Here is a 14,161-nt window from a genome sequence, read left to right as displayed (position 1 = left end):
TCCAAAAGCGAATCCGTGGTCGCGATTAGGTGAACGTCGTTGCCTTATGGCAAAATAGTGTAATACAGAACAGAAGCCGACAGGCGAAGGCACGACGAGTGCCAGCATAATCTGGAGAATTACATGCAGCTTAAACGTGTGGCAGAAGCCAAACTGCCAACCCCCTGGGGTGATTTCCTGATGGTGGGATTTGAAGAACTGGCAACCGGACACGATCATGTCGCACTGGTTTTTGGTGATATAACAGGCCAAACACCTGTCCTGGCGCGCGTCCACTCCGAATGTTTGACTGGTGATGCGCTGTTTAGCCTGCGTTGCGATTGCGGTTTCCAGCTTGAAGCGGCCCTCACCCACATTGCTGAAGAAGGGCGTGGCATTCTGCTTTATCACCGTCAGGAAGGACGCAACATTGGCCTGCTCAACAAAATCCGCGCTTACGCGTTGCAGGACCAGGGTTATGATACCGTTGAAGCGAATCATCAGTTGGGATTTGCGGCAGACGAGCGCGATTTCACGCTGTGTGCCGATATGTTCAAGCTGCTGGGCGTGGATGCGGTACGTTTGCTGACCAATAACCCGAAGAAAGTAGAAATCCTGACCGAAGCGGGAATCAATATTGTTGAACGCGTGCCGCTGATCGTGGGCCGTAATCCAAAAAATGAACATTATCTGGACACCAAAGCCGCCAAGATGGGACATTTGCTGGGCAAATAATCGTTGTCACCGCCTATCAAAAAGCCTGCTCTCGCAGGCTTTTTTGCATTTTAATTCAACATATTACGAATCACGTAGTGCAGAATGCCGTCGTTTTGGTAATACGTTAGCTCCGTCGCGGTATCAATGCGACAGCGGCATAGAATCACCTCTTTACGCCCATCTGCGCGTACCATACTCACCGGAACTGTCGCCCCCGGTTTAATGTTTTGTAGGTCCGTAATATCGATCGCCTCCTCACCGGTTAATCCCAGCGTTTTACGCGTGACGCCCTGCGGGAATTCCAGCGGTAAAATGCCCATGCCAATCAGGTTAGAACGGTGAATTCGCTCAAAAGACTCTGCGATAACCACGCGAACTCCCAGCAAACGTGGGCCTTTCGCCGCCCAGTCACGGCTGGAGCCGGATCCATATTCTTTCCCGGCAATCACCGCCAGAGGCACGTTCTCCTGCTGGTATTGCATGGCCGCATCATAAATAGCCACCACTTCGGTTCCCGGCAAATGACGCGTCATGCCACCTTCCACGCCAGGTACCATCTCATTGCGAATACGAATATTGGCAAAGGTACCACGCATCATCACTTCATGATTCCCGCGTCGTGAACCGTAGGAGTTAAAATCTTTACGCTCAACGCCATGGCTTTGCAGATAACGCCCCGCTGGGCTGTCTGGCTTAATACTGCCGGCAGGAGAAATATGGTCGGTGGTAACAGAATCTCCGAGCATCGCCAGAATACGCGCACCGTGAATGTCCTGAACCGGATCCGGCGTAGCCTGCATACCATCGAAGAACGGTGACAAACGGATATAGGTCGAGTCAGACTGCCAGCCATAGGTATCAGCGCGATCAACCTGGATTGCTTTCCATTCTGGCGTACCTTCAAAGACTTCAGCATACTCTTTATGGAACATGGCGGTAGAGACCTGCTCAACGGCGCGGGCAATTTCCTTGGCTGTCGGCCAAATATCTTTCAGATAAACAGGATCGCCTTTTCTGTCATGGCCTAACGGATCTTTCGTCAGGTTGATATTCATATTCCCCGCCAGCGCATAGGCCACCACCAGCGGCGGAGACGCCAGCCAGTTGGTCTTCACGAGCGGATGGATACGACCTTCAAAGTTACGGTTTCCAGAAAGCACTGCCCCAACTGTAAGATCGCCTTTTTTGATGGCTGTTTCGATAGGATCGGGTAAGGGTCCAGTGTTGCCAATACAGGTGGTACAGCCATAACCCACAAGATTAAATCCCAGCTCATCAAGGTACGGAGTGAACCCAGCCTTTGCCAGATAATCGGAAACCACCTTCGATCCTGGCGCCAACGAGGCTTTCACCCATGGCTGACGTTTCAAACCAAGCGTTACGGCTTTTTTCGCCAGCAGCCCCGCCGCCATCAATACGCTTGGGTTTGAGGTGTTGGTACAAGAGGTGATAGCGGCTATCACCACCGCGCCGTCCGGCAGCTTATACTGCTGACCGCTCATGGTATAGTCCACTGGCTGACGGTCTTTCAGCGAGCTATTCACCTCAAGTTCATTACTCGCCGAAAAGGCTTTCGGCACATCAGCCAGCGCCACCCGATCCTGCGGACGCTTCGGTCCAGCAAGGCTTGCCTCTACGCTGCCCATATCCAGCTCCAACGAACTGGTAAACACAGGTTCATCCCCTGGGTTACGCCACATTCCCTGCGCTTTGGCATAGGCATTGACCAACTCAACCTGTTCCTCACTGCGCCCGCTCAGACGCATATACTCAAGGGTAATGTCATCGATCGGGAAGAAACCGCAGGTTGCGCCGTATTCCGGTGCCATGTTCGCAATGGTTGCTCGATCGGCCAGAGGTAAGGTGTCCAGCCCATCACCGTAGAATTCAACGAATTTACCGACTACACCGTGCTTACGCAGCATCTGGGTGACGGTCAGAACCAGGTCGGTGGCAGTGATACCTTCCCGCAGTTTACCCACCAGTTTAAAGCCCACAACATCCGGGATCAGCATTGAGACCGGTTGACCCAGCATTGCCGCTTCAGCTTCAATGCCTCCAACGCCCCAGCCCAGCACACCGAGACCATTAATCATCGTGGTATGGGAATCGGTACCGACCAGTGTATCGGGATAAGCCACCCACTCACCGTCCTGTAACTCGCTCCAGACAGCTTTGCCCAGATATTCAAGGTTAACCTGGTGGCAAATCCCCGTACCCGGCGGTACAACGCTGAAGCGACTAAATGCCTGCTGTCCCCATTTCAGGAACACATAACGTTCATGGTTACGTTCCATTTCCAGGCGCACGTTTTCTTCGAAAGCATCATCATCACCGAAACGATCCACCGTTACCGAGTGGTCAATGACAAGATCCACTGGCGAAAGCGGATTCACTTTTGCCGTATCCCCACCCAGACGTTTCACCGCTTCGCGCATGGCGGCGAGATCGACCACCGCCGGCACGCCGGTAAAATCCTGCATCAGAACACGAGCAGGTCGATAGGCAATTTCTCGATCGGCATGAGCGGTCTTCAGCCAATGCGCAAGCGCATGAATATCATCTTCGGTAATGGAATTACCGTCCTGCCAGCGAAGCAGGTTTTCCAGCAAAACTTTTAGCGATTTCGGTAAACGGGTGATATCACCCAGTGATTTAGCGGCCAGCGGCAGACTGTAGTAACGGTAGGTTTTATCTTTAACCTGCAATGTGTCCTTACTGGCTTCTCGTAGGGTCGACGACATAGCTCCTCCTTAATGACAGGGTTGGATCCCCTGATTTTCCTCAGGGTTAGTATTAAAGATAACACAAACAAAATGTAACGCTTTGATAACAACTCAAATTGATAAAAGTGGAGGGCTACAAAAGGGGAACTGAAGTATCTGGCGAGGAGAAAGGTTTAAGCGGTCAAGGTTAATACGGTGATAAGCATGGCTCATCACGATTGCCCGGAATAAAATATTTGCAGTACAAGACAACGGACTAATAATAATTATAAAATTCGTATCAATTATTGTTTCTGTTCATCATCATCCGCAAACAGATCGATAAACGCCCGTTGTTCAGGAGAGAGTTTCCAGGTCGCTGGAATATTCGGCTTATTCTCTGCGCTGCGTTGACTCTCTTGTTCATGGTCATCCGGAGATGACATCACGGTGGAGCGTTGTTCCAGTGTGGACATGACCTACCCCCACACATTCCAGGCCACGAGCGCGACAATAATCCAGAACACGGCAGAGCCAAGAAACACAGCGAACCAGGCTTTACGTTTCATGACGGGATCCCGGCGTGCTGGCTGGTTTCCTGAAGGCATCGCTAACCTCATACTATCGAAATCACTTATCATTTAAGCACCAAACAATCGGTACAATTAATCATCAGATAGGAGGAATCCTAATAAAAAAGGTCAAAAAAAGCCAGTTAATTTTCATACTCGACCTGATAAATAAATTAATTATTTGATCGGTTATAAATATTTAAGAGGGATTTTTGGCGACCGTACTAATTTGAAACTACTTTAGCAAGTGTTTACCATAAACAATATATGGTTAATATATAGAGGAAAAATATTGAATAGATTCAGACTCTGCCGTCGGTATCGCTTTATGTTTGAGGATACCGACGAGGTAACAGCCGTTATTATTTCTCAGGCAATTTAATATCTTTAAACATGGCTTCAATATCGTCGTTGGAACGTAGCGCCACCGCCGTATCCACCACATCACGCGTCAGATGCGGCGCGAAACGTTGAATAAAATCATACATGTAACTGCGTAAAAAAGTGCTGCGACGAAAACCAATCTTGGTGGTGCTATGGCTGAAGATATCATGGGCATCAACGCGCACCAGGTCAGGGTCGGAGACAGGATCAACCGCCATACTGGCAATTACCCCCACGCCGAGGCCCAGGCGTACATAGGTCTTAATGACATCGGCATCGGTCGCGGTAAAAACTATACGCGGCTCAAGCCCCGCACGGTTGAACGCGGTGTCCAGTTCCGAACGTCCGGTAAATCCAAACGTGTAGGTCACCAGCGGATACTGCGCCAGTTCTTCAATGGACACGGCGGATTTGCCCGCCAACGGATGGTCCGGCGTAACGACAATCGAACGGTTCCAGTGGTAGCAAGGCAACATCACCAGATCGTCATACAGGTGCAGGGCTTCGGTCGCGATAGCAAAATCTGCATTCCCTTTCGAGACGGCTTCGGCGATTTGCGTCGGCGATCCCTGGTGCATATGCAATGAGACGCGTGGATAACGCTCAATAAAGCCTTTAATGACGTTCGGCAAAGCGTAACGCGCCTGAGTGTGCGTGGTGGCGATATACAGTGAGCCTTTGTCCGGCCAGGTATGTTCGCCAGCAACGGACTTAATGGCGTCCACCTTCGACAAAACTTCTCGCGCGATTCGAATGACTTCCTGCCCCGCTGGCGTAACCTGGGTCAGGTGCTTACCGCTACGGGCAAAAATCTGGATGCCAAGTTCATCTTCCAGCATACGAACTTGCTTACTGATACCTGGCTGCGAGGTATAAAGCCCTTCCGCCGTTGAGGAGACATTAAGGTTGTGGTTCACCACCTCAACAATGTAGCGAAGCTGCTGTAATTTCATGTTAAGCCATCCCGATTTGCGCCATCAAATCATCGTTTCAGAGCAGGCTCGTTGGCGCTGCTAATACGATTTAATAATAAAAAGTGTGTTAACTATAACCACTATATCATTTCTATGTGAGCTGTATAGGGATGACAAAAAATAATACGCCAGAAACAAAAAGGGCCGCTTACGCGACCCTTTGAGGAGAAATTCAGCCGGAATGCTGTTATTTCTTCCCTTCTACCCATTTACCGTCAACGAAGAACGCGGACCAGCCGGTCGCCTTACCGTCTTTCTCCGCAGCAACGTATTGCTGCTTGGTTTTACGGCTGAAACGAACCATCGACTTGTTGCCGTCCGGGTCAGTCTGCGGCGCATCTGCCAGATAGCGCAGTTTTTCCGGCAGACGATCGCGGAAGCGGTACAACTCTTCAACCAGCGGCGCACGTGTCTCACGTGATTTCGGGAACGTATTTGCCGCCAGGAAGATACCTGCAGCACCATCACGTAACACGAAATACGCATCAGATTTTTCACACGGCAGTTCTGGCAACGGAACCGGATCCTCTTTCGGTGGAGCCACTTCACCGTTACGCAGGATCTTACGGGTATTTTTGCACTCGTCGTTGGTACACGCCATGTACTTGCCGAAACGTCCCATTTTCAGGTGCATTTCAGAGCCACATTTCTCGCACTCAACGATAGGACCGTCATAACCCTTGATGCGGAATTCGCCTTCTTCGATCTCATAGCCATCACAGGTAGGGTTATTACCGCATACATGCAGCTTGCGCTTAGGATCGATAAGGTAGCTGTCCATCGCCGTGCCGCACTTCTGGCAGCGACGTTTGGCGCGCAAAGCGTTGGTTTCCGCATCGTCGCCTTCCAGCACGTTCAGCACTTCGTTTTCCGGCACCAGATTAATGGTGGTTTTGCAACGCTCTTTCGGGGAAAGCGCATAGCCAGAACAACCCAGGAAAACGCCAGTGCTGGCGGTACGAATACCCATCTTACGTCCGCAGGTTGGGCAATCAATGCTGGTCAGCACCATCTGGTTCGGACGCATACCGCCCTCTTCAGGATCTTTCTCGGCTTTATCCAGTTGCTGAGTAAAATCAGTGAAGAAATTGTCGAGTACGCCCTTCCATTCGGCTTCGTGATTTGCCACCTGGTCGAGGCTGTCTTCCATCTGCGCGGTAAAGTCGTAGTTCATCAGTTCGCGGAAGTTTTCTTCCAGACGATCGGTGACGATTTCACCCATTTTTTCAGCGTAGAAGCGACGGTTCTCAACGCGAACATAACCGCGATCCTGAATCGTAGAAATGATCGACGCATACGTGGATGGGCGACCAATACCACGTTTTTCAAGCTCTTTCACCAGCGAAGCTTCACTGAAGCGCGCAGGCGGTTTGGTAAAGTGTTGCGCAGGTGTCAGTTCGATGAGCGTCAACGTATCGCCTTTATCCACCGCTGGTAAAATGCGGTCTTCATCGCCCTTACGCAGCGCAGGCATCACTTTCGTCCAGCCATCGAAGCGCAGAATACGACCACGCGCCTTCAGACGGAAATCACCCGCGCCCACCGTAAGCGTGGTGGAATCATATTTAGCAGGCGTCATCTGACAGGCAACAAACTGGCGCCAGATCAGCTGATACAGTTTTTGCGCATCGGCTTCCATATCTTTCAGCGATTCCGCCTGAACGGCGACATCGGAAGGACGGATAGCTTCGTGCGCTTCCTGCGAGTTCTCTTTGCTGGCGTATTGGTTCGCGCTCTCCGGCAGATACTTTTTGCCGAAATTATCGCTGATGTAATCGCGAACCATGTTCACCGCATCCTGGCTCAGGTTGGTTGAGTCAGTACGCATATAAGTGATGTAGCCCGCTTCATACAAGCGCTGCGCCATCATCATGGTTTTCTTCACACCGAAGCCCAGACGCGTGCTGGCGGCCTGCTGTAGCGTGGAAGTGATGAACGGCGCACCCGGCTTGCTGCTGGTCGGCTTATCTTCACGTTCCAGAACGCTGTAGCGCGCTTTTTCCAACAGGCTAACGGCGGCAAGCGTTTGTTCCCGGTTGACCGGACGGAACGGTTTATCATTCTGATGCGTCACCTCAAGCGGTAACGCGTCACCACCTGGCGTGGTCGTGTTAGCATCAATTTCCCAGAACTCTTCAGGAACGAATGCTTTGATTTCGCGTTCACGCTCAACCACCAGACGCACGGCAACCGACTGTACGCGGCCTGCTGACAGGCCTCGCGCAATTTTTTTCCACAGCAGCGGCGACACCATATAGCCCACAACACGGTCCATAAAGCGGCGCGCCTGTTGCGCATTAACACGGTCGATGTTCAGTTCGCCTGGTTTTTCAAACGCCTGACGAATAGCGTTTTTGGTAATTTCGTTAAACACCACGCGACTGTAGCGGGTGTCGTCGCCACCGATCACTTCCCGCAGGTGCCACGCAATGGCTTCCCCTTCGCGGTCAAGGTCGGTTGCGAGATAGATGTGGTCGGCTTTTTCAGCCAGTTGCTTCAGTTCAGAAACAACTTTTTCTTTCCCGGGCAGCACTTCATAGCGCGCATCCCAGTTGTGCCACGGGTCAACACCCATACGATTGACGAGAGCGCCACGTTCATCCTTTTTGGGCTTTTTAGCCGTTTTGGTGGAGGTTGAGTCGGCGCTCTTTTTAGTTGCTGAGCCACTGGTCGGCAAATCACGGATATGACCGACGCTGGATTTCACCACGTAGTCATTACCCAGATACTTGTTGATCGTTTTGGCTTTTGCCGGGGACTCAACGATGACAAGAGCTTTACCCATATTCACCTTTACCTAATTTGATTCTTCCAGAATGCGTCGCACGTTGATTCACCTTCCACTGGCGACGAGACATCGATATGGTCTCTGCGTCGGCGGATATCAACCCTTAAACTGATTCGCGCTTGTAATGTAACTCTCATGTAACTGAGTTAACAGGCTTTTTCGCTCACAAACGCTATAGCACGACGGAGTATTGGTCGAATGTCAAGCAAATCTGTTGCCAGATTGACGAAAGCGTCACACTGTACCTGATAAAATGCGTTACGCAACTTTATTAGCATGCAAAAACAAATCTCGCCACTTGCAACACTGTCGTAAGACCTTCATTTAAGTCAGGGAATATTTGCCCATAAGCCGGGCTCGGCGTAGACTAATGTCCTTGTTTAAGGAGTAAATAATGCATAAAGACACTCAACCCATCGATCGCGAAACACTGCTGATTGAAGCCAACAAAATCATTCGTGAGCATGAGGACACGCTGGCGGGGATTGTCGCCACCGGCGTAACGCAGCGAAATGGCGTGCTGGTTTTCAGCGGAGATTACTTTTTAGACGAACAAGGGCTACCGACGCCCAAAAGTACGGCGGTGTTTAATATGTTTAAACATCTGGCGCACGTACTTTCTGAAAAGTATCACTTGATCGATTAACACGAGAAATGATTTGCCGGATGACGGCTGCGCCTCATCCGGCAATTACAATTTTACATCAACGGTTTTTGCCCCCGCTGCCACCAGCGCATCAGTAAACGATCGGCGCTCTCGGCGGCACTGCCGGTTAAACGGTCCATCAGTTTTTTACGCTGCAGATAACGTACGTTTAATACGTCACGACCGTTCATCAGCCCGAGGATCACCTCATCGCTGGTATTGATCTCATCCACCAGCCCGTTGGCCAGCGCCTGTTGACCAAACCAGTGTTCACCCGTGGCAACCTGTTCAATGTCCAGAGCCGGACGCATGCGCTGTACAAAATCTTTAAACAGATGATGGGTTTCGTTCAGGTCTTCGCGGAATTTCTGCCGCCCTTCTTCCGTGTTTTCACCAAGTAAGGTCAGCGTACGCTTGTACTGTCCGGCGGTGTGCAGTTCGATATCAATATCTTTCCCTTTCAGGAAGCGGTGAAAGTTCGGGATCTGTGCCACAACGCCAATAGAGCCGACAATAGCAAACGGCGCCGAGACAATTTTATCCGCCACGCAAGCCATCATATATCCGCCGCTCGCAGCGACTTTATCTACCGTAACGGTCAGCAGGATCTGCTTATCGCGCAGACGTTGTAACTGGGACGCGGCCAGGCCATAGCCGTGTACTACGCCGCCCGGACTTTCCAGACGAACCACGACCTGATCCTGGGGTTTAACGACCGCCAGCACTGCCGTCACCTCTTCGCGTAATGCGCTGACCTCATGGGCATCCATACTGCCTTTAAAATCAAGTACCCATACCCGTGGTTTATCAGATGACGTACTGTCTCCCAGTTTCGCTTTTGCCTTAGCGGCCTTCGCCTCAAGCTTGTGTTTCTTTTTCTGCGCCTTATGCCAGAATTTTTGCTGATGCCCATCCAATAAGGCCAGCGACAGGTCTTCTTTCATCTCTTTATATTGATCGCTGAGATTAATAACCCGCAATTCTCCACGCTGACGTTTGCGTTGTGTCGCGTTTACGATCAGCATAACTACCACCGCAATAGCCACCACGACAGTGACAATTTTTGCCAAAAACAACCCATATTCAGACAACAATTCCACGTGACCCACCTTGGTTAAACAACGCTACTTTCGCTCAGTGTACAACAGCCTTGTTAACCCGTCTTGCTTCATCCATTCAGTAAAAAGCATGACAACGCGTTCATTTTGCGGTGTTATTGCCTTTGGCTGATTGAAAAAGAACAGGCTTTAAGGCATAAAGCCCAAAAGTTATCGCGAACGAGATGGCCAGGACGTCGCCGAGGAGTAGCCGTGCATTATCAACCGAAACAAGATCTTCTACAGGACCGCATTATTCTGGTCACCGGTGCCAGCGATGGTATCGGGCGTGAAGCCGCACAGACCTACGCGCGTTACGGCGCGACCGTGATTCTGTTAGGGCGTAACGAAGAAAAACTGCGTCAGGTTGCCCGCTCCATCGCCGAAGAAAAAGGTACGCAACCACACTGGTTCACGCTGGATCTGCTCACCTGTACGTCTGACGAATGCCACCAGCTCGCACAGCGCATTGCCGCGCATTTCCCGCGTCTGGATGGCGTATTGCATAATGCCGGATTGCTCGGTGACATTTGCCCGATGAGCGAGCAAAACCCGCAGGTATGGCAGGACGTGATGCAGGTAAACGTGAACGCCACCTTTATGCTGACTCAGGCATTGCTGCCGTTGTTGCTCAAATCCGATGCCGGATCGCTGGTCTTTACCTCCTCCAGCGTCGGTCGCCAGGGGCGCGCCAACTGGGGGGCATACGCCACCTCCAAATTTGCTACCGAAGGAATGATGCAGGTTCTGGCTGATGAATATCAGAACCGCCACCTGCGCGTAAACTGTATCAATCCAGGTGGAACGCGTACCGGCATGCGAGCCAGCGCGTTCCCGACGGAAGATCCGCAAAAATTGAAAACCCCCGCCGATATTATGCCGCTCTACCTGTGGCTGATGGGCGATGACAGCCGCCGTAAAACCGGTATGACTTTCGATGCCCAGCCGGGCCGTAAACCAGGAATCGCCCAATGAGTGAAGAACGCTATCAGCAGCGCCAGCAGCGCGTAAAAGACCGGGTTGACGCCCGTGTTGCCGCCGCCATAGACGAGCGCGGGATTATTATTGTGTTCACCGGAAATGGTAAGGGTAAAACCACCGCCGCGTTCGGTACCGCCACGCGCGCAGTAGGCCACGGTAAAAAAGTCGGCGTAGTGCAATTTATTAAGGGGACGTGGCCAAACGGTGAACGAAACTTACTCGAACCCCACGGCGTTGAGTTTCAGGTCATGGCGACAGGATTTACCTGGGAAACGCAGAACCGCGAGTCCGACACCGCAGCCTGCATGGCCGTATGGGAACACGGCAAGCGGATGCTGGCCGACGCTGAGCTGGATATGGTGATACTGGACGAGCTGACCTACATGGTTGCATACGACTATCTGCCGCTCGACGAGGTCATCAATGCCCTAAACGCGCGCCCTGCCCATCAAACGGTTATTATCACCGGTCGTGGATGTCATCGCGATATTCTGGAGTTAGCGGATACGGTCAGCGAACTGCGGCCAGTTAAGCACGCCTTTGAAGCGGGTGTGAAAGCCCAGATGGGGATCGATTACTGACAGTAGGCCGGATAAGGCGCTTACGCCGCATCCGGCTCCACGCTAACGCCTGATGGCGCGTTGCTTATCAGGCCTACTCATGATTAACCGTTGTTGCTGCGACCGCCCGGACGACGGCTGCCGCCAACCTGAGAGTGGCGCTTCACCGCACGGCGGATCTGGTTTGCCTTCATACGGCGACGATCTTTCTCGACGGCAACTTTAGAGGTGGTTTCCGGCTTCAGTTCCACCAGTTCACGCAAATAGTTGGTCTGCGCGAGGTCAAGTTCCGTCCAGCCGCCACGCGGCAGGCCCTTCGGCAGTGGGATATCACCGTAACGTACACGGATAAGACGACTTACCTGCACGCCCACGGCTTCCCACAGGCGACGGACTTCACGGTTACGCCCTTCGGTCAACGTGACGTTATACCACTGGTTGATCCCTTCACCGCCGCTGAACTTGATCGTTTTAAATGCGGCCGGACCATCTTCCAGCTGCACGCCACGACTCAGATCGCGCAGTTTTGCGTCATCAACCTGACCAAACACACGCACCGCATATTCACGTTCAACTTCGCGGCTTGGGTGCATCAGACGGTTCGCCAGTTCGCCATCGGTGGTAAACAGCAGTAAACCACAGGTATTCACGTCCAGACGTCCCACGGCAATCCAGCGCGCATCGCGCAGTTTTGGCAGACGATCAAACACGGTCGGACGACCTTCCGGGTCGTTACGGGTACACAGTTCACCTTCTGGCTTGTAATAAGCCAGAACACGGCAGATTTGCTCCGCAGATTCTTTCACCGAAATCAGATGACCGTCGATACGGATTTTCAGACCCGGCGTAACTTCAACGCGATCGCCGAGCGTGGCAATTTTGCCATCAACGCTCACGCGACCCGCGGCAATTATGGATTCAATTTCACGGCGAGAACCGTGGCCAGCGCGCGCCAGCACTTTTTGTAACTTTTCGCTCATAGAGCTTCCTTTAGATGTCGCCTTCACAGGCGTCGAACAGGAGAATCAACGGCGCCAGTCAGCGCCATTTTAAGGCCGCGTAGTATAGCGGTTCGCGCCCTTATAAGAAAGGTTTAACGTCGCCGACGCCTTCGCGCAATACCACCGGGGAATCATCGGTTAAATCGATAACCGTGGTTGGCTGCTGGCCGAGATATCCACCGTGGATAATCAAATCCACCACTTTCTCCAGACGATCTTTGATTTCTTCCGGATCTGACTCGGTAAATTCGCTGCCCGGCAGCATCAGTGATGTAGAGAGCATAGGCTCGCCCAGCGCTTCCAGCAGCGCCAGCGCAATCGGATTCGAGGGTACACGCAAGCCGATGGTCTTACGTTTTTCCTGCAACAGTCGACGTGGTACTTCTTTCGTCCCCTTCAGGATGAACGTGTAGTTGCCCGGCGTGTTGTTTTTAATTAAACGGAAGGCCACGTTGTCGACAAACGAATAGGTCGACAGTTCGGACAGGTCACGACACATCAGCGTAAAGTTGTGCCCGTCCGGCAGGTGACGGATGCGACAAATGCGCTCCATTGCGCCTTTATCTTCAATTTTGCAACCCAACGCATAGCCGGAATCAGTTGGATAGACGATCACCCCTCCTTTACGAACGATTTCAACGGCCTGATTGATCAGGCGCTGCTGTGGGTTTTCGGGATGAATATAAAAAAACTGGCTCATACTTTCCTCTCTGTGGTCTCGGGCTGTTCCCAAAGTTGCCAGACGCCTTCTACGCCTGCGGGCAACCAGAGTTTACGACCCAGCTCAATCCATGGGCAGGGTAGATGAAAATCAGACCCTTGCGATGCCCACAGTTGATGCTGACGCGCAAGCGTCGCCAGATGGGTGCGTTCATTGGGAGACTGCTGGCACTGTGCCACTTCCATCGCGTCGCCGTGATGTTCAGCAAAATGCGCAACCAGTCTTTTCAGCCACTTAGCGCTAAGATCGTACCGCCCAGGATGAGCCAGAACTGCCTTACCGCCAGAATGATGAATGACATCAATAGCTTGTTCTATTGTACACCACTGTGGCGGAACGTAACCGGTTTTCCCACGAGCAAGATATTTTTTAAAGACATCCGCCATGGTTGTGGCTTTTCCGCATTCCACCAGGAAACGCGCGAAATGCCCCCGAGTGATCGCCCCGCCATCAGCCAGGCGTAATGCCCCTTCCCACGCGCCGGGAATATGCGCTTTGTCGAGTCGTTCAGCAATCAGGCGCGCGCGCTGCTGACGACGTTCCGTTTGCTGCGCCAGAAATTCGCACATCATTGGATGGGCGATATCAATGTTCAGACCCACGATATGGATCTCATGGTTTTCCCAGACTGTTGATATCTCGACACCAGGGATCAAATTTAACGCTAAACCCGCACGTGAAATTTCTTCTCTTGCTGCCGCAATACCCGCCGTGGTGTCATGATCGGTGATCGCCAGTGTACCGACTCGCATCTCTACCGCACGGTGTACTAAGGCTTCTGGCGTTAATCGCCCATCGGAGGCTGTAGTATGACTGTGCAGGTCATAAATCACTGCGTAATTCGTGTCGCTCAATGCGGCTCCCGTTTCACTAAATGTCTTAACCCGCCCATCATAGCGGTTTAGACAAATATACTGAAATCAGGTGTTGACTTTATTCCATCGAACTAGTTAACTAGTACGCAAGTTCACATGAAGAAGGTATCTGAGATGAAAGCAACATTTGTTCTGCACGGTTGGTGGCGCACTTCCTGATT

At 51.9% G+C, this 14,161-nt stretch carries 14 protein-coding genes and 1 other annotated feature (1 of these 15 running past the window's edge); of the genes, 5 read left to right on the top strand and 9 right to left on the bottom strand.

The window, feature by feature from the left end; translation table 11 throughout:
* Positions 1-123 precede the first annotated feature (123 nt).
* Positions 124-714 (top strand): GTP cyclohydrolase II, encoded by a 591-nt coding sequence (ribA, locus tag HV302_RS11635; protein WP_016153247.1) that lies wholly within the window; start codon positions 124-126, stop codon positions 712-714.
* 50 nt (positions 715-764) lie between these two features.
* Here ribA and acnA read toward each other — a convergent pair whose 3' ends face one another.
* The 5 genes from acnA to topA form a co-directional block, all read right to left on the bottom strand.
* The gene (gene acnA / locus HV302_RS11630; RefSeq protein WP_181627360.1) at positions 765-3,440 is read right to left on the bottom strand and encodes an aconitate hydratase AcnA; all 2,676 of its coding nucleotides are present in this window, start codon (positions 3,438-3,440) and stop codon (positions 765-767) included.
* Positions 3,441-3,706: 266 nt separating this feature from the next.
* Positions 3,707-3,877 (bottom strand): hypothetical protein, encoded by a 171-nt coding sequence (locus HV302_RS11625; protein WP_181627359.1) that lies wholly within the window; start codon positions 3,875-3,877, stop codon positions 3,707-3,709.
* 3 nt (positions 3,878-3,880) lie between these two features.
* Positions 3,881-4,021 carry a YmiA family putative membrane protein gene (locus HV302_RS11620; RefSeq protein ID WP_213238933.1) on the bottom strand — a complete coding sequence of 47 codons (141 nt, stop codon included), beginning with the start codon at positions 4,019-4,021 and terminating at the stop codon, positions 3,881-3,883.
* 314 nt (positions 4,022-4,335) lie between these two features.
* Positions 4,336-5,310: an HTH-type transcriptional regulator CysB gene (gene cysB / locus HV302_RS11615; RefSeq protein WP_016153251.1), complete on the bottom strand. Its 975-nt coding sequence runs from the start codon at positions 5,308-5,310 to the stop codon at positions 4,336-4,338.
* Between the two features lie 208 nt (positions 5,311-5,518).
* Complete coding sequence (gene topA / locus HV302_RS11610) at positions 5,519-8,116, bottom strand: type I DNA topoisomerase (RefSeq protein ID WP_016153252.1); 2,598 nt, start codon at positions 8,114-8,116, stop codon at positions 5,519-5,521.
* A 397-nt stretch (positions 8,117-8,513) separates the two neighbouring features.
* Here topA and HV302_RS11605 point away from each other — a divergent pair, with 397 nt between their 5' ends.
* Positions 8,514-8,765, top strand: a complete 252-nt coding sequence (locus tag HV302_RS11605) for a YciN family protein (protein WP_003020616.1) — start codon at positions 8,514-8,516, stop codon at positions 8,763-8,765.
* Positions 8,766-8,818: 53 nt separating this feature from the next.
* Here the strand turns inward: HV302_RS11605 and sohB are convergent, their stop codons facing one another.
* Positions 8,819-9,865 (bottom strand): protease SohB, encoded by a 1,047-nt coding sequence (gene sohB / locus HV302_RS11600; protein ID WP_181627358.1) that lies wholly within the window; start codon positions 9,863-9,865, stop codon positions 8,819-8,821.
* 210 nt (positions 9,866-10,075) lie between these two features.
* Here sohB and HV302_RS11595 point away from each other — a divergent pair, with 210 nt between their 5' ends.
* Positions 10,076-10,837, top strand: coding sequence for a YciK family oxidoreductase (locus HV302_RS11595; RefSeq protein WP_016156651.1), 762 nt, complete (start codon positions 10,076-10,078; stop codon positions 10,835-10,837).
* Positions 10,834-11,424 carry a cob(I)yrinic acid a,c-diamide adenosyltransferase gene (gene cobO, locus HV302_RS11590; RefSeq protein ID WP_016156652.1) on the top strand — a complete coding sequence of 197 codons (591 nt, stop codon included), beginning with the start codon at positions 10,834-10,836 and terminating at the stop codon, positions 11,422-11,424. Before HV302_RS11595 ends, cobO begins: the two co-directional genes overlap by 4 nt.
* 83 nt (positions 11,425-11,507) lie before the next feature.
* Here the strand turns inward: cobO and rluB are convergent, their stop codons facing one another.
* The 3 genes from rluB to rnm all read right to left on the bottom strand — a co-directional run bounded on the left by rluB (position 11,508) and on the right by rnm (position 13,979).
* Positions 11,508-12,383 (bottom strand): 23S rRNA pseudouridine(2605) synthase RluB, encoded by an 876-nt coding sequence (gene rluB / locus HV302_RS11585; RefSeq protein ID WP_006684306.1) that lies wholly within the window; start codon positions 12,381-12,383, stop codon positions 11,508-11,510.
* 100 nt (positions 12,384-12,483) lie between these two features.
* A complete protein-coding gene (locus HV302_RS11580; protein ID WP_016153256.1) occupies positions 12,484-13,104 on the bottom strand; it encodes an L-threonylcarbamoyladenylate synthase in 621 nt (206 codons plus the stop codon).
* Entirely contained in the window at positions 13,101-13,979 is an 879-nt protein-coding gene (gene rnm, locus HV302_RS11575; RefSeq protein WP_029139558.1) for an RNase RNM, read from the bottom strand. Before rnm ends, HV302_RS11580 begins: the two co-directional genes overlap by 4 nt.
* A 135-nt stretch (positions 13,980-14,114) precedes the next feature.
* Between rnm and trpL the strand changes: the two genes are divergently transcribed.
* Positions 14,115-14,159, top strand: coding sequence for a trp operon leader peptide (gene trpL, locus HV302_RS11570; RefSeq protein WP_012905981.1), 45 nt, complete (start codon positions 14,115-14,117; stop codon positions 14,157-14,159).
* Positions 14,136-14,161 (top strand) — a sequence feature (Trp leader region); it runs 69 nt beyond the window's last position. It overlaps the preceding gene by 24 nt.

The sequence above is a fragment of the Citrobacter sp. RHBSTW-00859 genome, from assembly GCF_013729795.1.
Classification (GTDB): domain Bacteria; phylum Pseudomonadota; class Gammaproteobacteria; order Enterobacterales; family Enterobacteriaceae; genus Citrobacter; species Citrobacter braakii.
Note: the sequence above shows the minus strand (reverse complement) of the source record. Positions and strands in the feature narration are given on the sequence as shown.